At 74.6% G+C, this 18,625-nt stretch carries 19 protein-coding genes; 11 read left to right on the top strand and 8 right to left on the bottom strand.

Annotation, left to right across the window (positions count from 1 at the left end; translation table 11 throughout):
• Positions 1-13: 13 nt before the first annotated feature.
• Positions 14-598 carry a hypothetical protein gene (locus ACFT55_RS05525; RefSeq protein ID WP_380242378.1) on the bottom strand — a complete coding sequence of 195 codons (585 nt, stop codon included), beginning with the start codon at positions 596-598 and terminating at the stop codon, positions 14-16.
• Positions 599-763: 165 nt separating this feature from the next.
• On the opposite strand from ACFT55_RS05525, the gene ACFT55_RS05520 reads away from it, so the two are divergent.
• Positions 764-1,903, top strand: a complete 1,140-nt coding sequence (locus ACFT55_RS05520; RefSeq protein ID WP_380242376.1) for an SLC13 family permease — start codon at positions 764-766, stop codon at positions 1,901-1,903.
• A gap of 362 nt (positions 1,904-2,265) precedes the next feature.
• Complete coding sequence (locus ACFT55_RS05515; RefSeq protein WP_380242374.1) at positions 2,266-2,847, top strand: 1-acyl-sn-glycerol-3-phosphate acyltransferase; 582 nt, start codon at positions 2,266-2,268, stop codon at positions 2,845-2,847.
• A gap of 29 nt (positions 2,848-2,876) precedes the next feature.
• On the opposite strand, the gene ACFT55_RS05510 is transcribed toward ACFT55_RS05515, so the two are convergent.
• Entirely contained in the window at positions 2,877-3,779 is a 903-nt protein-coding gene (locus ACFT55_RS05510) for an SDR family oxidoreductase (RefSeq protein WP_380242372.1), read from the bottom strand.
• A gap of 84 nt (positions 3,780-3,863) precedes the next feature.
• On the opposite strand from ACFT55_RS05510, the gene ACFT55_RS05505 reads away from it, so the two are divergent.
• Positions 3,864-4,427 carry a TetR/AcrR family transcriptional regulator gene (locus ACFT55_RS05505; RefSeq protein WP_380242370.1) on the top strand — a complete coding sequence of 188 codons (564 nt, stop codon included), beginning with the start codon at positions 3,864-3,866 and terminating at the stop codon, positions 4,425-4,427.
• A gap of 10 nt (positions 4,428-4,437) precedes the next feature.
• Positions 4,438-5,004 (top strand): GNAT family N-acetyltransferase, encoded by a 567-nt coding sequence (locus tag ACFT55_RS05500; RefSeq protein WP_380242368.1) that lies wholly within the window; start codon positions 4,438-4,440, stop codon positions 5,002-5,004.
• Here the strand turns inward: ACFT55_RS05500 and ACFT55_RS05495 are convergent.
• The gene (locus tag ACFT55_RS05495) at positions 4,888-6,981 is read right to left on the bottom strand and encodes a hypothetical protein (protein ID WP_380242365.1); all 2,094 of its coding nucleotides are present in this window, start codon (positions 6,979-6,981) and stop codon (positions 4,888-4,890) included. The two genes, ACFT55_RS05500 and ACFT55_RS05495, sit on opposite strands and share 117 nt — an antisense overlap.
• Positions 6,982-7,119: 138 nt before the next feature.
• Between ACFT55_RS05495 and ACFT55_RS05490 the strand changes: the two genes are divergently transcribed.
• A complete protein-coding gene (locus ACFT55_RS05490) occupies positions 7,120-7,407 on the top strand; it encodes a hypothetical protein (protein WP_380242363.1) in 288 nt (95 codons plus the stop codon).
• Positions 7,408-7,445: 38 nt separating this feature from the next.
• Here ACFT55_RS05490 and ACFT55_RS05485 read toward each other — a convergent pair whose 3' ends face one another.
• Positions 7,446-8,651 (bottom strand): dipeptidase, encoded by a 1,206-nt coding sequence (locus ACFT55_RS05485; RefSeq protein WP_380242361.1) that lies wholly within the window; start codon positions 8,649-8,651, stop codon positions 7,446-7,448.
• An 80-nt stretch (positions 8,652-8,731) separates the two neighbouring features.
• Positions 8,732-9,091, bottom strand: a complete 360-nt coding sequence (locus ACFT55_RS05480; protein WP_380242359.1) for an RNA-binding S4 domain-containing protein — start codon at positions 9,089-9,091, stop codon at positions 8,732-8,734.
• Positions 9,092-9,221: 130 nt separating this feature from the next.
• On the opposite strand from ACFT55_RS05480, the gene ACFT55_RS05475 reads away from it, so the two are divergent.
• Genes ACFT55_RS05475 through ACFT55_RS05465 form a run of 3 tightly spaced genes read left to right on the top strand, consistent with a single transcriptional unit; the run spans position 9,222 to position 11,862 of the window.
• Complete coding sequence (locus tag ACFT55_RS05475; RefSeq protein WP_380242357.1) at positions 9,222-10,619, top strand: ferric reductase-like transmembrane domain-containing protein; 1,398 nt, start codon at positions 9,222-9,224, stop codon at positions 10,617-10,619.
• The gene (locus ACFT55_RS05470) at positions 10,616-11,113 is read left to right on the top strand and encodes an FMN-binding protein (RefSeq protein WP_380242355.1); all 498 of its coding nucleotides are present in this window, start codon (positions 10,616-10,618) and stop codon (positions 11,111-11,113) included. The genes ACFT55_RS05475 and ACFT55_RS05470 overlap by 4 nt, the downstream gene beginning before the upstream one ends.
• Positions 11,110-11,862, top strand: coding sequence for an FAD:protein FMN transferase (locus tag ACFT55_RS05465; RefSeq protein ID WP_380242353.1), 753 nt, complete (start codon positions 11,110-11,112; stop codon positions 11,860-11,862). The genes ACFT55_RS05470 and ACFT55_RS05465 overlap by 4 nt, the downstream gene beginning before the upstream one ends.
• On the opposite strand, the gene ACFT55_RS05460 is transcribed toward ACFT55_RS05465, so the two are convergent.
• Together ACFT55_RS05460 and ACFT55_RS05455 are read right to left on the bottom strand one after the other, a co-directional pair.
• Entirely contained in the window at positions 11,822-13,090 is a 1,269-nt protein-coding gene (locus ACFT55_RS05460) for a sensor histidine kinase (RefSeq protein ID WP_380242351.1), read from the bottom strand. The genes ACFT55_RS05465 and ACFT55_RS05460 overlap by 41 nt on opposite strands.
• Positions 13,075-13,764, bottom strand: coding sequence for a response regulator transcription factor (locus ACFT55_RS05455; protein ID WP_380242349.1), 690 nt, complete (start codon positions 13,762-13,764; stop codon positions 13,075-13,077). The genes ACFT55_RS05460 and ACFT55_RS05455 overlap by 16 nt, the downstream gene beginning before the upstream one ends.
• A 137-nt stretch (positions 13,765-13,901) precedes the next feature.
• Here ACFT55_RS05455 and aspA point away from each other — a divergent pair, with 137 nt between their 5' ends.
• Both aspA and ACFT55_RS05445 read left to right on the top strand, forming a co-directional pair.
• On the top strand, positions 13,902-15,512 hold the full coding sequence (aspA, locus tag ACFT55_RS05450) for an aspartate ammonia-lyase (protein ID WP_380242346.1): 1,611 nt from the start codon (positions 13,902-13,904) through the stop codon (positions 15,510-15,512).
• Positions 15,509-16,816, top strand: coding sequence for an anaerobic C4-dicarboxylate transporter (locus tag ACFT55_RS05445; protein WP_380242344.1), 1,308 nt, complete (start codon positions 15,509-15,511; stop codon positions 16,814-16,816). The genes aspA and ACFT55_RS05445 overlap by 4 nt, the downstream gene beginning before the upstream one ends.
• A 4-nt stretch (positions 16,817-16,820) precedes the next feature.
• Here ACFT55_RS05445 and ACFT55_RS05440 read toward each other — a convergent pair whose 3' ends face one another.
• Entirely contained in the window at positions 16,821-17,237 is a 417-nt protein-coding gene (locus ACFT55_RS05440) for a cupin domain-containing protein (protein ID WP_380242342.1), read from the bottom strand.
• Between the two features lie 98 nt (positions 17,238-17,335).
• On the opposite strand from ACFT55_RS05440, the gene ACFT55_RS05435 reads away from it, so the two are divergent.
• Positions 17,336-18,625 (top strand): DUF2252 domain-containing protein (locus ACFT55_RS05435; RefSeq protein WP_380242340.1); only part of this gene is annotated, 1,290 nt, incomplete at its 3' end.

The following is an 18,625-nucleotide window of genomic DNA, read 5'->3' as shown; positions in this document are numbered from 1 at the left end:
GGTGCCGGCCGAGTCAGCGCGGCGCGGCGAGGTGCTCCTCCCACGGCAGCAGGGTGACGGGGTGCGGAGGGTGGTCGGACGCGCGCAGCGTCAGGTCGACCACGGCAGCACGCACCCGCGCCCACTCGGCCTCGTCCGTCGTCGAGCCCGGGCGACCGGGCGTCCGGTCCGCCAGCTCGAGGATCAGTTGCAGCAGCAGCACGGCGCGGGCGGGGTCGGCGCGCCGGGGGTCGTGCCGCGTCGCGGCGCGCACGACCTGAGCCGCGAGCGCCTCTCCGCGCGAGCCGGCGGCGAGCGGGGCAGAGCTCGCCATCCGGAGCGGGAGCGGGGCGGCCCGCAGGGACCAGCGCGTGCCGGAGGGGTCGAGGGGCACGATCCTCGTCGGCCCGCGCAGCAGCGACGCGACCAGCAGGGCGACGGCGACGAGCACCACCGTCCCGGCCACGGTGCACAGCCAGCCGGCGGTCCGGGGCGCGGTCGGCGTCGTCAGGAGGAGCACGCCTGCCGAGACGACCCAGACGGTCGCGCAGCCCACGGCCACCAGGGCGAAGAGCAGCGCGGCGGAGGCGTCCCCGGGGCGTCGTCGTCGTGTGCTCATACCCCTTGATTGCCGGCAGGGCACCGATCACTACGTCGATCCACCGCGTCGATCCAGGACGGCGACGCGGGGAGCGGCCGTCTACGCTCACCCCGTGACACGCTCCGCGAGCCGACGGTGACGGGCCCTGGCCGCCAGGTGAGAAGGTTCCTGCCACCGTTGTGGGTGCCGGCCCTGCTGCTCGTCGTGGTCCTGCCGCTGACGGGCGCGCTCCCGGCGGACGACGCTCGCTCCCTCGCCGCACTCACCGGCCCGGTGCTCGGCTTCGTCGTCCTGCTCACGGTCGTGTCGGAGCTCTGCGCCGGCGCCGGGCTGTTCGACGCGGTGGCGGACGGCGCCGCCCGGCTCGCCCGCGGGCGGGCGTGGGTGCTGTGGCTGCTCGTAGCCGTCGTGGCGGCGGCGTGCACCGTGGTGCTGTCCCTGGACACGACGGCCGTCCTGCTGACCCCCGCGGTCGTCGCGGTGGCGCGGCGCCTCGACCGGGACCCGCTCCCTCTCGCGCTGACCGTGCTGGCCCTCGCGAACACGGCGTCGCTGCTGCTGCCCGTCTCGAACCTGACGAACCTCATGGCGGCCTCGTCGTTCGACGCCGGCTACCTCGGGGTGATGGCGGCGCCCGCGGTGGCGGTGCTCGTCGTGGTCCTGGTCACGCTCGCGGCGCTGCACGCCCGTGCGCTGCGCGGCCGGTATGCGCTGCCGTCGAGGCGGGACGTCGCCGACGTGGTGCTGCTGCGCGTCGCGGCCGCGGTGGTGCTGCTCATGGGCGCCGGGTTCGCGGCGGGGTTGCCGGTGCTGCCCGTGGCGCTCGGCGCGACCGCCGTCCTCGGGGCGGCGACGGCCTGGCGACGGGCGCCGCTGCTCGTCCCGGTGCGGGAGATGGTGCCGTGGCGCACGGTCGTGGTCACGGCGGGCCTGTTCGCCGTCGTCGGTACGTGGCACGCGCACGGGCTCACGGACCTGCTGGCCCCGCTCGTCGGCTCGGGGGACGACGCCGCCGGGCTCGCCCAGGTCGCTGCCGTCGGCGCGACGTCCGCGAACGCCGTGAACAACCTGCCCGCCTACCTCGCGCTCGCCCCGACCGTCACCGGCGACGACGCCCGGCTCGCAGCTCTCCTGGTGGGCGTGAACGCGGGGCCGCTGATCACCCCTTGGGCGTCGCTGGCCACCCTGCTGTGGCTCCAGCAGTACCGCCGCCACACGTTCTCCGCGCCCGCCGGACTGATGCGCCGCGTCGTCGGCCAGGGCGTGGTGGTCGCGCCCCTCGCCGTCGCGGCCGGGGTGCTCGCGCTCGTGGTGGCCGGCTGACAGGACGGCGCACGCGCGGCAGGCGTGGCGCGCGGCGTGTCGTCGCCTCCGAGGCCCCCTCGTTTCGTGTCCTCTCGGCAGGGCCCGAGACCTGGGCGTTGACCAGGAGCCGATGCGGCTGAGGAGCAGCTTCCCGCCCAGCCGGAGTTGCGCCGCCTGCACGGGACGGCGTGCGGCTGAGCACGAGATGACGGTGGAGGCGGACTGGGGCCAGGAGCCCGCGCGTCGTGCCCGGTCGGCCGAAAGCACAGAAATCGAGCGGGCCTCGGAGGCGACGACACACCACGTGCCACGCCGGCGCGCCAGGCAGACGATGGTGAAGGCGCACGGAACGGTGGGGCCCTGGCGGGTAGAGTCGCCCGATGCTCAGAACCCTGCGGCGGGCGCTCGCCGGCATCTACTGGCGGCTCAGTCGCTGGACCCTCCGCAGCGAGCCCGTCCCGGCACGGGCGGGCGTGCTGGTCGGTGCGCCGCACACGTCCAACTGGGACTTCGTGCTCATGCTCGCCATCGCGTGGCGGCTCGGGCTGGACGTGCGCTGGCTGGGCAAGCACACCCTGTTCGCCGGCTGGCGCGGGCCGCTGATGCGCGCGCTCGGTGGCATCCCGGTCGATCGTCGCGACCCCAGCCGCGTGGTCGAGGACGTGCTCTCGCGCGTCCAGGCCGGAAAGGTCTTCCACCTCGTGGTGACGCCCGAGGGCACCCGCTCCGGCGACGGCTGGAAGTCCGGCTTCTACCGCATCGCCCGCGCCGCCGACCTCCCCGTGACCCTCGGGTACGTGGACCGCACCACGATGACCACCGGCCTCGGGCCGACGATCCACCTCACCGGCGACGTGCGCGCCGACATGGACGTCGTCCGCGCCTTCTACGCCGACAAGGCGGGCGTGCGCCCCGCCCTGCGCACCGAGCCCCGCCTGGCCGACGAGGACCGCCCCGGCTGACCCGTCGGGACGGAAGCCGTCCGGCGTCGTCAGCCGCGCGCCACGTGGTCGTAGGCGCCCGCGGCAAGATCCTCGAGCAGCGTCGGACCGGCCGGCTCCCAGCCCAGCAGCTCGCGCGTCAGCTCGCTGGACGCGACCGCGTCCATCCCCCAGAAGCCCCCGAGCCAGCCGAAGTGCTCGGCCGCGTCGGCAGGGTCGACGGACGCGACGGGCACGCCGACGACGCGGCCGATCGCCTCCGCCATCTCCCGGTGCCGGACACCCTCCTCGCCCACGGCGTGCACCACGGTGCCGCCCGGCGCCTTGTCGAGCGCGAGGGCGACGACGCGCCCTGCGTCACCGACATGGACGGCCGGCCACCGGCTCGTCCCGTCCCCGACATAGCCGGACACGCCACGCTCCCGCGCGATCCGGACGAGCTGGGCGACGAAACCGTGGTCGCCCACGCCGTGGACGGTCGCCGCGAACCGCAGCGCCACCGGGGCGACACCCCGCGCGGCGGCGTCGAGCGCCAGCCCCTCCGACCCGCCCCGCGGTGCGTCCGGACCGCTGAACGCCGACGCGTCCCGCTCGGTGAGCACCCTCCCGGGCGCCCCCGCCAGCCCCGACGCCAGCAGCAGCGACCGTCCGGTGCCCGCCAGCTCGTCGACGAACGCCTGCACCACCGCCCGCTCGGTGCGGCCCGCCCCGGCATAGTCGGAGAAGTCGTGCTTGAACGCCAGGTGGATCACGGCGTCGGCCTGCCGGGCGCCGGCACGCAGGCTCTCCAGGTCGTCGAGGCTGCCTCGGTGAGCAGCGGCCCCCAGGACGGCGAGCCGGTCGGCGGAGGCGTCGGACCGAGCCAGTCCGACGACCTCGTGCCCGGCGGCGAGCAGGTGCGGCACGGTGGCGGAGCCGATCCAGCCGGAGGCTCCGGTGACGAAGACGCGCATGGTTTCTCCTCGAAGTGATGTCAGTTGCTGACATCACTCACGCTACACCTGATGTCAGGTGCTGTCATCACTAGACTGTCCGGCATGGCCCGATGGGAACCCGACGCGCGCGGGCGGATGACGCGCGCTGCGCTCGACCTGTACACCGAGCAGGGGTTCGAGCAGACGACGACCGCCCAGATCGCCGAGCGCGCCGGCGTCACCGAGCGCACGTACTTCCGGCACTTCGCCGACAAGCGCGAGGTGCTGTTCGACGGCTCGCACGAGCTCGAGGGCACCGTCGTCGCGGCCGTCGTCGACGCTCCCCCCGACGCCGCCCCGCTCGACGCGGTGGGCGAGGCGTTCGCCCTCGCCGCGTCCGCCCTCGAGGAGCGGCGCGAGTTCGCGGCGCGCCGCGCCGCCGTGGTCGCCGCCACGCCGCGCCTCCAGGAGCGCGAGCTCCTCAAGCTCGCCGCGCTGCGGGACGCCGCGGCGGCCGCTCTGCGGGAGCGCGGCGTCACCGAGCCGGCGGCGTCGATGGTCGCCGAGGCCGGGGTCTCGGCGTTCCGGGTGGGGTTCGAGGCCTGGATCGCGTCCCACCAGGAGCGCCCGCTCGCGCACGAGGTGCGCGACGCCCTCGCCGCGCTCCGGGCTCAGGCAGCGGTCTAGGCTCGCCGTCGTGCCCGAGCCCGAGTCGATCCCCGCCCACCTGCCCGCCGACCTTCCCGACGGCGTCACGCTGCGCCTGCTGGACCGCGACGACGGCCCCGCGCTCGCCGCGGCGTACGCGCGCAACCGTGAGCACCTCGCGCCCTGGGAACCGGAGCGGCCCGCCGAGTTCTACGAGGCGCAGTACCACGCCCTGCGCATCCCCGTGGAGCTCCTGTCACACGGCTCCGGGCGGTCCGTGCCCCTCGTCCTGGACCGCGGCGGCGACGTCGTCGGCCGCGTGAACCTCAGCGACATCGTGCTCGGCGCGTTCCGCAGCGCGCACCTGGGCTACTGGGTCGACGCGGCCCTCGCCGGCCGCGGCATCATGACCGCGGCGGTCGAGGCCGCGTGCGCGCACGCGCGCGACGACCTGGCGCTGCACCGCGTCCAGGCCGCGACGCTGCTGCACAACGAGCCGTCACAGCGGGTGCTCGCGCGGACCGGCTTCGAGCGGATCGGCACCGCGCCCCGGTACCTCAACATCGCGGGGCGCTGGCAGGACCACGCCTTGTTCCAGCGGATCCTGCACGACTGACGGGTCGGCGGCGGTCCCCTCGCCGTCGCCCCGGTCCCGGGCCCGACGACGGCCGCGCAGCACGAGCCCCACGGCGCCGGCCGCCACGGCGAGCACGAGCAGCACGATCCCCGCCCCGGCCACCGTCGCGAGACCCGACCGGTCCGCGGCCGCGTCGGCGTGCGCGGCGGCCTCGTCCAGGTCACCGGCGGCCAGGTCGTCCCGGGCGCGCTCCGCAGACCGGTCGACGCCGAGGGCGAGCGCCCCGAGCCCCGACACCGGGTCCCGGTCGGCGTCCGCGGCCCGCACGGCCCGACCCACCTGCGTCGTGACGGCGGCGGCCTGCGGCAGCAAGGACCCGAGCGCGGCGTACTGCTCGTCGTGCGACGCGTCCTCGTACGCCCCACGGACGGTGGCAGGCACCGCCACGCCCGCCCGCCGGGCCGCGTCCTGCACGGCCCCGGCCTCCGCCGCGGCGTCGCCGAGCGCGGACCGCACGTCCTTCGCGTCCCCGAACTCCCAGCGCGTCATCGCCGTGCGCAGCCCCAGGGGCGGCTGCCACGCGCCGTCCGCCTCGTCGACCGCCGCGTACGCGTCGCGCGCCTCGCCCCGCCCCCGCAGCTGCTTCCGCTGGTCGCCGTCGAGCACCCAGGTGCGCAGCACCTGCGGCGCACCGTCGACGCCGCCGCGCGTCTGGACGAGGTCGAGGAAGCGCCGCCAGTCCGTGCGGGCGTAGTTCTCGTCCGTCGAGCCGGGCCGCTCGTAGGCGCTCTCCCCCGCCTGGGCGGCCGACACGACCGCGGTGAACGCGTCGTCGTCCAGCCCGCCCAGCAGCTTCTGCACCACCGTGTACGACGCGGCGTAGCCGTACGCCTCGACGTCCGCGTCGAGCTCGCCCGGGTTCGCCTCCCACGCCGACAGCGGCAGGGCCACCGCGGCGTCCCGGTCGGGCGCCTTCCACGGGTCGCTGGTGCCGCCGGTGCGGGCCACCACGCGGTGCGCCACGACCTCCGTCATCCCCTCGGACAGCCACCGCGCCGAGAGCCGGTCCGGGTTCAGCCAGGCGTGCCCGAGCTCGTGGTACAGCGTGGCGTCGTCCAGGTCCTCCGGGATGACGATCTCGTCCTTGCCCGGGTCGAACCACGCGTACCCCAGGACCTTGGGCGACACGTCCTCGCGGATCGTCTCGAGGCCGCCCGGCCAGGGCCGACCCACGACGTCCTCCAGCGCCGGCAGCCCCTTCTCCAGCTTCCGGGAGACGAACCTCGTCCACTTCCCGTCACCCGGGAAGCTCTGCAGGGTGAGCGTCGTGCCGGCGGCACGGACCCGCTTCTGGTCCGACTTCTTCGGGTCCCGGGCCGACACGACCGCCCAGATGCCGTCCTTGTCGGAGTTCTCGGTGGCCGTGTACGTGACGGTGCGGCCCGTGCGCTTCGTGGTGAAGTCGTCCGACGTGGCGTCGAAGGTCATCGAGGCGGGGAGCACCACCTCGACCGTCGTACGGCCCGCGTCGCCCAGGCCCGACGCCGCGAACGTGGCGAAGCCGTCCCCCACCCGGGTGTAGTCCTTCGAGCGCACCGGCTCGCCGGGGATGTCGAAGGCCCAGTCGATCGTGCGGGTGCTGCCGTACCGCAGCGGGGAGAACGTGGCCACGGCGTACCGGGTGCTCGGGTCCTCGGTCGACTCCAGCGACACCGGCAGGGACACGCCCCCGCTGACCGCGCGCACGTGCTCCGCCCCGGCGGGGACCGGGATCGCGTACGACGTGTAGTAGTAGTACGTCAGCCCGCGGTCCGGGGTCACGTTGCCGATGGTGGTGGTCACCGTGGCACGGACCTCGCTGTCCTTCGCCCGCAGCTCGTAACGGTTGTGCGACTCCTCCGTGAGCCCCTCGTCGGCGACGGCGGCAGGGCCGGAGAGCAGGAGCGCGCCGACGAGGCCGGCACCCAGCAGGGCGGGCAGCGCGGGACGACGACGTGACGCGGGCGAGGGGCTCATCGCGCCGCATCCTCCCGTGCCGCGCGTCAGCGCCGCAAGCTGCCGGCACGCTGGGCACCTCGACGCGCCGCCGTTCCGCGTGCGCCTGCCGTCCTCGTGCGGTAGACCGGGGGTTGTCGGGCCGCGGAGGGGGACGCCATGAGCACTGACGAGAAGAGCATCCGCCCCGGCGCCGACGCCGGGGCGATGACGATCGCGCTGCTGACCGCCTGCTCGGAGCCCGACCTGGGGATCCGCTCCCGGGTGGTCCAGGAGCTCCTCGACGAGGCGAGCCACGACTCGCGGCTCGCCCGCGAGGTGCTGACCACCATGCTCACCGCCTCGGTCATGTCCTTGCGCGCCTACACCGACGCCACCCGGCGTGACCCGCAGGACGTGCTGCGCGCCCTCGGCATGAGCTGGTCGCAGCGGTCCCTCAGCGCCTGACGGCAGCCACCAGCACCGTCAGGCACTGTCAGGCACCGTCAGGCGTCGAGATCCTCGATGCGGGCGACGCTGGGCTCGCGCTCGGTCTGCAGCCGTGCCGCGACGTCCTCCGCGGCACGCAGGACCCGCAGCACGTTGCCGCTGGCCAGGCCGGCGAGCTCGTCGTCCGACCAGCCCCGGTCGGCGAGCGCCGCGAGCAGCGCCGGGTAGCCGGACACGTCGCGCAGCTCGTCGGCGAAGCCGCCCGCGCCGTCGTAGTCGCCGCCGAGCCCGACGTGCGCCGCCCCGGCGACCTCGCGGACGTGCTCGACGTGCGCGACGACGTCGTCGAGCGTGGTCGGCGGCTTGGGGTGGCTCTTCTCCCACTCGTCGGAGAACGCGGCGAACCCCGCGTAGTCGTTCGGGGCGATGCCTGCCTGCGTCGCCGCCTCGCCCGCCGCCGCGCGCCACTCCCCGATCGCGGGGGTGACGAAGCTCGGCACGAACGTCACCATGCAGACGCCGCCGTTGCCGGCGAGGCGCGCGAGGACGTCGTCGGGCACGTTGCGCGGCACGTCGCACACGGCGCGGGCCGAGCTGTGCGAGAAGATCACGGGCGCCTCCGTGACGTCGAGGGCGGCACGCATCGTGCCCGCCGACACGTGCGACAGGTCGACGAGCATCCCGAGGCGGTTCATCTCGCGCACCACCTCGCGCCCGAACGCCGTCAGGCCGCCCTGGTCGAACCGGCCGTCGGCGGGCGGCGCGTCGGTCGCGGACTCTGCCCACGGGTTGTGGTGGTTGTGCGTGAGCGTCATGTAGCGCACGCCCACCTCGGAGAGCATCCGCAGCGCGCCCATCGACGAGTCGATCGACTGCCCGCCCTCGGCCCCCATGAGCGACGCGATCCGCCCCTCCGCCCACGCGGCCACGACGTCGTCTGCCGTCGTCGCGAGCCGGAAGTGCTCCGGCCAGCGCGCCACCATGCGGCGCACGGCGTCCACCTGCTCCAGCGTCGCGGTGACGGCGGCGCTGCCCGGCAGGTTGGACGGCACGTAGACCGACCAGAACTGGGCGCCCACCCCGCCGGCACGCAGCCGCGGCACGTCGGTGTGCGTGCGGCCCTCGGTGCCGGCCTCGATGTCCAGGCGGGACCAGTCGTACGCCACCTGGTCCCGCGCCTCCCACGGCAGGTCGTTGTGCCCGTCCCAGACGGGGTGGTCACGCAGGAGGGCGGCGATCCTGTCGGTGTGCTCGGTCGTCATCCGGCGACCCTATCGACCCGCCCCCGCGAGCTGTCAGAGCCACGTGACGGTGGAGGCTCACCTGGGTCTGACAACTTTCCTCAGCGGTGCCCGCCGCGCAGCCGGTCGATCTCGCGCCGCTCCCGCTTGGTGGGCCGGCCGGCACCGCGGTCCCGGACGCCGACGGCCTCCCGCTCCTGCCGGGTCGGCATGGGCGGGCTCTCGTCCCGGTACGCCTTGACGGCGAGCGGGGCTCCCACGCGTTTGGGGAGCAGCTCGACGACGACGACCTTGCGGTCGCGCAGCGGGTCGCGCCAGGTGACGGTGTCGCCGACCGTGACGGACGTGGCGGGCTTGGCCACCGTGCCGTTCACCCGGACCCGGCCCGACCGCAGCAGAGCGGCCGACGCCGAACGGCTCTTGAAGAGCCGCACCGCCCACAACCACACGTCCACGCGCATCCCGTCAGCCTCTCACGGTGCGTCGCGGCACGGCACCGGTCGACGCCGGGACGTCACCGTCGCGGGAAGCGGCCGGAAAGTCGGAGGCAGCTCCGAGAATGCTCTAAGAATCCCTCCCGAGACTGAGGGCATGAGCACGCTCGCCACTCCGCGGCCCCGCCCCCGGCCGACGCACCCTCCGGTCGGGGCGGGCCGGGGGCGCGCGCCGGGCGGCGTCCTCCTGCGCGGGGTCGTCCTGCGCGGCGCCCTGGCCGTGGCCGTCGCCGCGACGGTCGCCTTCTGGTGGCGGGGGACGCCGACGACGGCGGGCACCTCCCCGGGGGCGGCGCTGACCGGCCTCGGGGAGCTCGTCGGCCTGGTCGCGTCGGTCCTCGTCTGCGCCCAGCTGCTGCTGGTGGGCAGGGTGCCGTGGTTCGAGCGGGCCGTCGGTCTGGACCGTCTCGTCGCCTGGCACCGCACCCTGGGGACCACGGTCGTGCTGCTCGTGGTGACCCACGTGCTGCTCATGGTCGAGGGGTCGAGCCTGCTGACCCGGCAGGCGCCGTGGCCCGAGGCCCTGTCGATGCTGGCGACCATGCCCGACCTCCTGCTCGCGCTGCTCGGCACGGCCGTCTTCCTCGCCGTGGGTGCGAGCAGCGCCCGGCTGGTGCGCCGGCACCTGTCCTACGAGGCCTGGTTCCTCGTGCACCTGAGCATCTACGCCGGGATCTACCTGGCGTTCTGGCACCAGATTGCCGCCGGGGCGCACTTCGTCGGCTCCACGGCCGCGCGGACCGTGTGGGTGCTGCTCTACGTGGCGACCGCGGCGGCGGTCCTCACCTGGCGGTTCGTCCTGCCGCTCGTCGACGCCGGCCGGCGCGGCCTCCGGGTCACCGCCGTCGTCCCGGAAGCCGGCGGCATGACGAGCGTGTGGGTGTCGGGGCCGGGTCTCGGGGAGCTGCCCGCGGTCGCCGGCCAGTTCTTCCTGGTCCGCTTCGTCACCCGGGGGCACCTCGTCACGGCGCACCCGTACTCGCTGTCCACCGCGCCCACCGGGGACGAGCTGCGGTTCACCATCGGCCCGCTCGGCGACCACTCGCGTGCCGCGGCCCGCCTGCGGCCCGGCACACGCGTCCACCTCGAGGGGCCGTTCGGACGGTTCACCGCGGACCGCGCACGACGGCACGGCGTCCTGCTCGTCGCCGGCGGTGCGGGCATCGGCCCCGTGCGGGCCCTGGCCGAGGACCTGGTCCTGCGCGGTCACGACGTCGTCGTCGTGCACCGGGCGCGGACGGCGGACGGACTGGGCCTCGGGCAGGAGCTCGCGCAGGCCACCGCGATGACGTACCTGCCCGTCGTCGGGCGGCGCGCCGATCTCGGGTACGACCCCCTCGACGCCCGGTCCCTGGCGGCCCTCGTCCCCGACGTCGCGGCCCGCGACGTGTTCGTGTGCGGCCCGCCGGGCATGGTGGGCGCCGTGGAGCGGGCGGCGCGTGCAGCGGGGGTCCCCCGATCGGCCGTCCATCACGAGGAGCTGAGCCTGTCATGACCGCACGACGCTGGCGGGGCACGATCGTCTACGCCGGGACGCTGGCCGCCCTCGGCGCGGCGGCCCTGGCCCGGTTCGGCGTGCCCGTCGCCGACCCGGGCACCCTGACGAGCGCCACGGGGAGCGGCGTCGCGGACCCGGCGACCGGCAGCACGTCCCCCGGCAGCACGTCCTCCGGCAGCGCGTCGCCGTCGGACACGTCGACCGGCTCGGCCGACACGTCCACGGTGACCGTGACCGGCGACGTCGCCCAGACCCCGTACGGGCCGGTCCAGGTGGCCGTGACGTTCTCCGGCACGCACATCGACGACGTGGTCACCGTGCAGTCGCCGACCGGCCCGGAGAGCTCCCAGATCGCGGCCCGGTCCACGCCGGTCCTCGCGCAGGAGGTCGTGGACGCGCAGTCCGCGCAGATCGACACCGTCTCGGGAGCGACGTACACGTCCGAGGGCTATCGCGAGTCCGTGCAGTCGGCGATCGACGCGCGGGGGTGAGCGTGCGCCACGTGGAGACCGTCATGGGCGTCCCGGTGTCGCTCGTCCTGCGCGCCCCGGACGACGCCCGGTCGCGGGCGGCCGTCCGAGCGGCCTTCGACCGGCTGCACGCCGCGGACGCGCGGTTCAGCCCGTACCGCCAGGACAGCGAGCTGTGCCGGTACGCGCGCGGACAGGTCCCGGTGCCCTCCGGCGAGCTGCGCGAGGTGCTCGACCTCGCCGAGGCGGCGCGCCGGGCCAGCGGCGGGGCGTTCGACGTCCGCCGCCCGGACGGCACCCTCGACACGAACGGCGTCGTCAAGGGATGGGCCGCCCAGCGCACGGCCGACCAGCTGCGCGCCGACGGCTTCCACGACCTGTGCCTCAACGCGGGGGGCGACGTCGTGGCCGTGGGGCGCGCCGAGCACGGCCGTCCCTGGGTGGTCGGCGTCCGGTCGCCCTTCCGGCGCGACGCCCTGCTGGCCCGGGTCGAGGTGGTCGACGGCGCCGTCGCGACGTCCGGCACCTACGAGCGCGGTGCGCACGTCTGGGACGGTCGCACCGGCTGTCCCGCCGAGTCCTTGGTTGCCGCGACCGTGGTCGCCGGCGACCTCACGGCGGCGGACGTCCTGGCCACCAGCGTCCTCGCCCTCGGGCCCGACGGCGTGTCCTGGGCCGCCGGGCAGGGCGCGAGCCTCGTGCTCGCGGTCCGCCCCGACGGGGAGGTGATCAGCGCGGGCGTGGCCGCGCCCGCGGCAGCAGCACGGTGAGCCGGGCACCGCGAGCGCCGTCCTGCCGCGCACCCGCCGCGACGCTGCCCCCGTGCTGGGCGGCGATCTCGGCGACGAGCGCGAGGCCCAGCCCGTAGTGCCGTCGGTCCGCACCCTCCGCACCCGCACGTCCCTCCTCGTCCCGGCGACCCGACGCGAACCTGTCGAACAGGCCGGTGACGTCCTGGGGCACGCCCGGGCCGTCGTCCTCGACCACGACCCGCACGTCGTCGCGTGACACGAGCACCAGGACACGGACCTCGCTGCCGGCGTAGTCGACGGCGTTGTCCACCAGGGCTGTCACCGCGCGCCGGACGGCGACGGGCGTCGCGACCACCACGGCCTCCTCGACGCCTTCGCGGACCAGACGCAGGCCGCGTCCCTCGGCCGTGGGGCGTACCGCGTCCACGACCTCCCGCACCACGGCGGCCACGTCCACCGGCACCCGCTCGACCGCACGGGCGTCGGCCGCGACGAGCAGGTCGTCCAGGATCTCCGTGAGGGCCGCCGTGTCGGCGAGGAGCCCGTCCACGTCCTCGCCGACACGAGCCGTGCGACCGCCGTCGGGATCGTCGAGCCGGCGCCGCAGCAGCTGGGCGCGCGTGGACAGGAGCGTCAGCGGGGTGCGCAGCTCGTGGCTCGCGTCCATGACGAACCGGCGCTGCATGGCCAGCGCCGTCGCCAGCGGCCGCACCGCACGCCGGGCGAACCACCACCCGGCCGCCGTCGCCAGCAGGACGCCCACCCCGCCCGCGACGGCGAGCGCGGTGAGCATCCGGGCCAGCTCCTCGCGGCTCTCGGCCGTGTCCGCCACCGCCTGCACGACGCGGCCCCGCTCCACGTCCGTCAGCACGTCGTACTCCCCCGACGGGAGGGTCACGCGGTCGCGCACCTCGTCGCCGGTGCGTGCCACCTGCTCCATCGTCGCCACGTCGGGCAGCCCCTCCGGCATGCCGGGCGTGGTCTGCACACCGCCCGGAGCGGCGACGGCGACCCACAGCCCCGCTCCCACGTCGTCCACCCGCTCCGTGGACTCGACCGCCGACTCGAGGCGGCTCGTGGTCTCCTCCGCGAACGCCCGCGCGGCGAGCCCGGCCGCGACACCGGCCACCACGAGTACGCAGCCCAGGACCAGCGCACCGGTCTGCAGCCCGAGGCGGCGGCTCGTGCGCCGCAGCTGCTCCCGCTCGGACAGGCGCGCGCCGCCCGGCGTCACGGCTCCCCCCACCGGTAGCCGACGCCGCGCACCGTGGTGACGGCCCGGCGGCCCAGCTTGCGGCGCAGGTAGTGGACGTACGTGTCGACCACCCCGTCGTCCGTCGCCTCGGGGAACACCCGGTCGCGCACGGCGTCGCGCCCGAACACCTGGTGTGGGTGACGTGCGAGCAGCTCGACGAGCGCGGCCTCCCGGTCCGACAGGTCGACGGGAGCGCGACCGTCGTCGAACCGCACCCGGCGCGCGGCCACGTCGAACGCGCCACCGCCGAACCGCACCTGCTCCGTCCCGCCCACGACCGCCCCGGCTCGACGGCGCAGCGCACGCAGGCGGGCCAGCAGCTCGTCGACGTCGAACGGCTTGCCCAGGTAGTCCTCGGCACCCGCGTCCAGGCCCTCGACGCGGTCCACGGGGTTGCTCAGCGCGGACAGCACGAGCGCCGGGGTGGTGACGCCCTGCGCCCGCAGCCGACCGAGGACGTCCAGCCCGTCGATCGCGGGCAGGCCACGGTCGAGCAGCAGCACGTCGTAGGTGCGCGTGAGCCCGAGGTGCAGCCCACGCTGCCCGTCCCCGGCGACGTCCACCCCGTACCCCGCGTCGCCGAGCAGCTCGGCGAGCATGGCGGACAGCTGGCGGTCGTCCTCGACCACCAGCACGCGCCCTGAGGCCGGCACCGTCGTGCTCACCCGGTAGACGTACCACCCGGCGGGCCGCGGAGCGACCGGTCCGCGCCGACGCCGACCACGGGCGGGTCCCGCCGCCCCGAGTGCTCGTCGGGTGTCGCGACGGCGCCGTTGCTAGCGTCTGCCCCATGGCTGAACCCATGGCTGGACCCACGGCCGAGGTACGCGTCGAAGAAGACCTCCTCGGACGCAAGGAGGTCCCCGCTCAGGCGTACTACGGGATCCACACCGTGCGGGCGATCGAAAACTTCCCGATCTCCGGCACGACCATCAACGACGTGCCGGAGATGATCCGCGGCATGGTGATGGTGAAGAAGGCGGCGGCGCTCGCGAACCGGGAGCTGCGCGCCATCCAGCGGGACATCGCGGACGCCATCATCGAGGCGTGCGACGAGGTGCTGGTCCAGGGCCGCTGCCTCGACCAGTTCCCCGTCGACGTGTTCCAGGGGGGCGCGGGCACGAGCGTCAACATGAACACCAACGAGGTGATCGCGAACCTCGCGCTGGAGCGCGTCGGCTTCGCCCGCGGCCGCTACGACGTCATCAATCCCAACGACCACGTCAACAAGTCGCAGTCCACCAACGACGCCTACCCGACGGGGTTCCGCCTGGCGGTGCACGCCCTGGTCGACGCGCTGGTCGTCGCCGTGCGCCGTCTGTCGCGGGCGCTGGACGAGAAGGCGTCGGAGTTCGCAGAGCTGCCGAAGATGGGTCGCACCCAGCTGCAGGACGCGGTGCCGATGAGCCTGGGGCAGGAGTTCGCCGGCTTCTCGGTGAACGTCGCGGAGGAGGTCAAGCGGCTGCGCAACGCCGCCGACCTGCTGCTCGAGGTCAACCTCGGGGCGACGGCGATCGGCACGAGCCTCAACACCCCGCCCGGCTACCCGAAGGTCGCGGCGCGGCGGCTCGCGGAGGTCAGCGGGCTCGGCACGGTGCCCGCGGAGAACCTGGTCGAGGCCACGTACGACAACGGCGCCTACCTGGCCGTGCACTCCGCGGTGAAGCGGCTCGCGGCCAAGCTGTCGAAGATCTGCAACGACCTGCGCCTGCTGTCCTCCGGGCCGCGCGCGGGCCTCAACGAGATCAACCTGCCCGAGCTGCAGGCCGGGTCGTCGATCATGCCCGCCAAGGTCAACCCCGTGATCCCCGAGGTGGTCAACCAGGTCTGCTTCAAGGTCATGGGCAACGACGTGACCATCACGCACGCCGCCGAGGCCGGCCAGCTCCAGCTCAACGTCATGGAGCCCGTGCTCGCGGAGTCGATGTTCGAGTCGATCCGCCTGCTGACGAACGCCTGCGACGCGCTGCGCACCAAGTGCGTGGTCGGGATCACCGCGAACGCGGAGGTCATGCGGCAGCACGTGCTCGGCTCGATCGGCATCGTCACGTACCTCAACGAGGTGATCGGCCACCACAACGGCGACCTGGTGGGCAAGGAGGCGGCCCGCACCGGCAGCTCGGTGCGCGACGTCGTGATCGCGCGCGGCCTGCTCACGGCCGCGGAGGTCGACGCGATCCTCACCACCGAGAACTTCCTGCACCCGCGCTACTCCGGGCGGTTCTACGGGCCGGACGAGCGCGGCATCCCGCCGCTCGGGCAGGAGGGCGAGGCGTCCCACGTCGTGGAGTCGGACGACGCCGCAGGGACGCCGCCCGACCCCAGGCCCGAGGACGACACCGAGCACGAGACCGAGCAGGAGACCGAGCAGGAGTCCGGGCGCGAGACCGGGCCAGGGTCGGCCGCACGGTGATCGTCGTCCAGTTCGTCGTCGTCCTGGTCTTCGTCTTCATCGGTGCGCGCATCGGGGGGATCGGGATCGGGCTGGCGGGCGGCGCCGGGGTCATCGTCCTGGGCCTGCTGGGGCTCGAGGTCGACCCGGCGACGGGCGTCCCCTGGGACGTGCTGGGCATCATCATGTGCGTCATCGCGGCCATCGCCGCGATGCAGGCCGCCGGCGGCCTGGACTACCTCGTGGCGAAGACCGAGGTGCTGCTGCGGTCGCGCCCGCGCAACATCACCTTCCTCGCGCCGCTGGTCACCTACTTCATGACCGTGTTCGCCGGCACGGGGCAGGTCGCGTTCTCCACCCTCCCCGTGATCGCAGAGGTGGCGAAGGAGTCGAACGTGCGGCCGTCGCGCCCCCTGTCGATCGCGGTGGTGGCATCCCAGATGGCGATCGCCGCGTCCCCGATCTCCGCAGCGGTCGTGGCGATGGCCGCCGTCGTGGAGCCGCTCGGGGTCGACTACCTCACGCTGCTGACGGTGGCCGGCGTCTCCACCCTGGTGGGCTGCATGGTCGGGGCGGTCGTCGCGTCCCGTCAGGGTGTCGAGCTGCAGGACGACCCCGTCTACCAGGAGCGGCTCGCGAAGGGGCTGGTGAAGCGCCGCGAGCGCACCGAGTTCGTCGCGAAGCCGCGAGCGCTGCTGTCGCTGATCATCTTCGCGGCGGCCCTGCTGGTCGTGGTGCTGTACTCGACCGCCGTGTCCGACTCGGTGGGTCTCATCCAGGACCCGACCATCACCCGCAGCGGCGCCATCATGACGTTCATGCTGCTGGCGGGGCTGCTCATCGCCGTCTTCTGCCAGATCGACGTGGGCACCGTGATCACGCAGCAGACGTTCCGCAGCGGCATGAGCGCCGCGGTCTGCATCATCGGCGTCGCCTGGCTGGGCAACACCTTCGTGCAGGGGCACACGGCAGAGATCGAGGAGCTGGGCGGCGACCTCATCCGGCAGTACCCGTGGATGCTCGCCGTGGTGCTGCTGCTGGCCTCCGCGCTGCTCTACTCGCAGGCGGCGACGACGATCGCGCTGATGCCCGTCGCGGCCGGCATGGGCGTGGCCGCGACGACGATGGTCGCGTCGTTCCCCGCCGTCACCGGGCTGTTCCTGCTGCCGACGTACACCACCGTGGTCGCGGCCATCGAGCTCGACGACACCGGCACCACCCGCATCGGGAAGTACCTGTTCAACCACTCGTTCATGGTGCCGGGGCTGGTGTCCGTGGCGACGGCCGTCGCCCTCGGCTTCGGCCTGGCGCCGCTGCTGATCTGAGGCGTCAGACGTCGAGCCACGGCGCCGCGGCGTACTGCTCGTCCGTGACGTGCTCCAGCCACGTCGTCGTCGCGGCGGGGTCGTCGGCGTTCTCCAGCATGGCCAGGTGCTCCATGAAGTCGTCGGGCGAGGCGCCGTGCCAGTGCTCCTCCCCCGGCGGGCAGTACACCGTCTCGCCGGGCCGGGCCTCGACCACGACGCCGTCGCGCGTGCCGACCAGGGCGACGCCGGACACGACGTGCAGCGTCTGGCCGCGGGCGTGCGAGTGCCACGCCGTGCGCGCGCCGGGCGCGAACCGGACGAGCGCCACGACCATCCGCTGGCCGGGCTCCTGCGGGACGGCGATCGGGTCGAGCCAGACGTCGCCCGTGAACTGCTCGGGTGGGTTCTTGGTGGTGGCGGGGCGGGGCAGCTTCTTCATCGCTCGATGATCCCTTCCACCCGGTGGTCCGCGCCCGTCGAGGGCTGACCACCCGTGCGCGCCGCATCGTGTCTAGCGTGGGGCCAGGAGGTGGTCCCGTGGGCGTCAGGCAGAGCACGGCGGACGAGCTCGCGCCGCCCCCGCCGCACGACTTCGCGCGCCGGGCCGAGCACGGCCGCAGCGCGCGGCGGCGCACGCCGCGGTCGTCCCACGCCGGGTGGGTCCCGGCGCCCGGCCGCGCCGACCCGGTCGACCTCCTGGAGGAGCAGGACGCGACGCGGGTGCCGGAGCTGGTTCCCGTCCGGCACCGCCGGATGATGGTGTCGCCCTTCACCTTCTACCGGGGCGCGGCGCTGCTCATGGCGGCCGACCTCGCCTCGACCCCGGTGTCGGGTCTCGTCACCCAGGTCTGCGGGGACGCGCACCTGTCGAACTTCGGCGTCTTCGGCACGCCGGAGCGGTCGATGGTGTTCGACATCAACGACTTCGACGAGACCCTGCCGGGCCCGTGGGAGTGGGACGTCAAGCGGTTGGCCACGAGCTTCGAGGTGGCGGGGCGGCATCGCGGGTTCACCGCCGAGGAGCGTGCCGACATCGACCGCGCCGTCGTGCGCGCCTACCGCGAGCGCATGCTGCAGCTCGCCGGGTCGGGCGTGCTGGAGGGGTGGTACGACCGGCTCGACGCCGACCGTCTCCTGGCCTGGGTCGAGGCCGAGCGCCTGGCGAAGCGGGTGGGCCGCAAGCAGGTGGAGCGGACGGAGGAGGCCCTCGCGAAGGCACGGACGAAGGACAGCACGCGCGCCACGGCCAAGCTCGTCGAGGTCAGGGACGGCGAGCTGCGCATCGCCGCCAGCCCGCCGCTCGTCGTGCCCGTCGAGGACCTCGTGCCGCTCGCGCGGGACCGGGCACAGGCCGAGGCCTGGATGCGCGACCTGATCGCCTCGTACCTGCCCACGCTCGGGCAGGAGCATCACCCGATGGCGGAGTTCACCTACCTGCACATGGCGCGCAAGGTGGTGGGCGTCGGCAGCGTCGGTACGCGCGCCTGGGTCGTGCTGCTGCGCGGCCGGGACGACTCGGACACCCTGATGCTGCAGGCCAAGCAGGCGGAGCGCTCGGTCCTGGAGCGGTTCCTGCCGCCGAGCCGCTACGACAACCACGGCGAGCGCGTCGTCCGAGGCCAGCGGCTCATGCAGGCGGCGGGCGACGTCTTCCTCGGCTGGCAGCGGGTCGCGGGCGTCGACGGCGTCGTCCGTGACTTCTACCTCCGCCAGCTCTACGACTGGAAGGGCGGGGCGGACGTGGAGGTCATGCGCGCCGCCGGGGCGCGCGCCTACGCCCAGCTCTGCGGCGAGGCGCTGGCGCGGGCCCACGCCCGCTCCGGCGAC

The sequence above is a fragment of the Isoptericola sp. NPDC057191 genome, assembly GCF_042670225.1.
Taxonomy (GTDB): domain Bacteria; phylum Actinomycetota; class Actinomycetes; order Actinomycetales; family Cellulomonadaceae; genus Isoptericola.
This window is presented reverse-complemented; position numbering and strand designations above follow the sequence as displayed.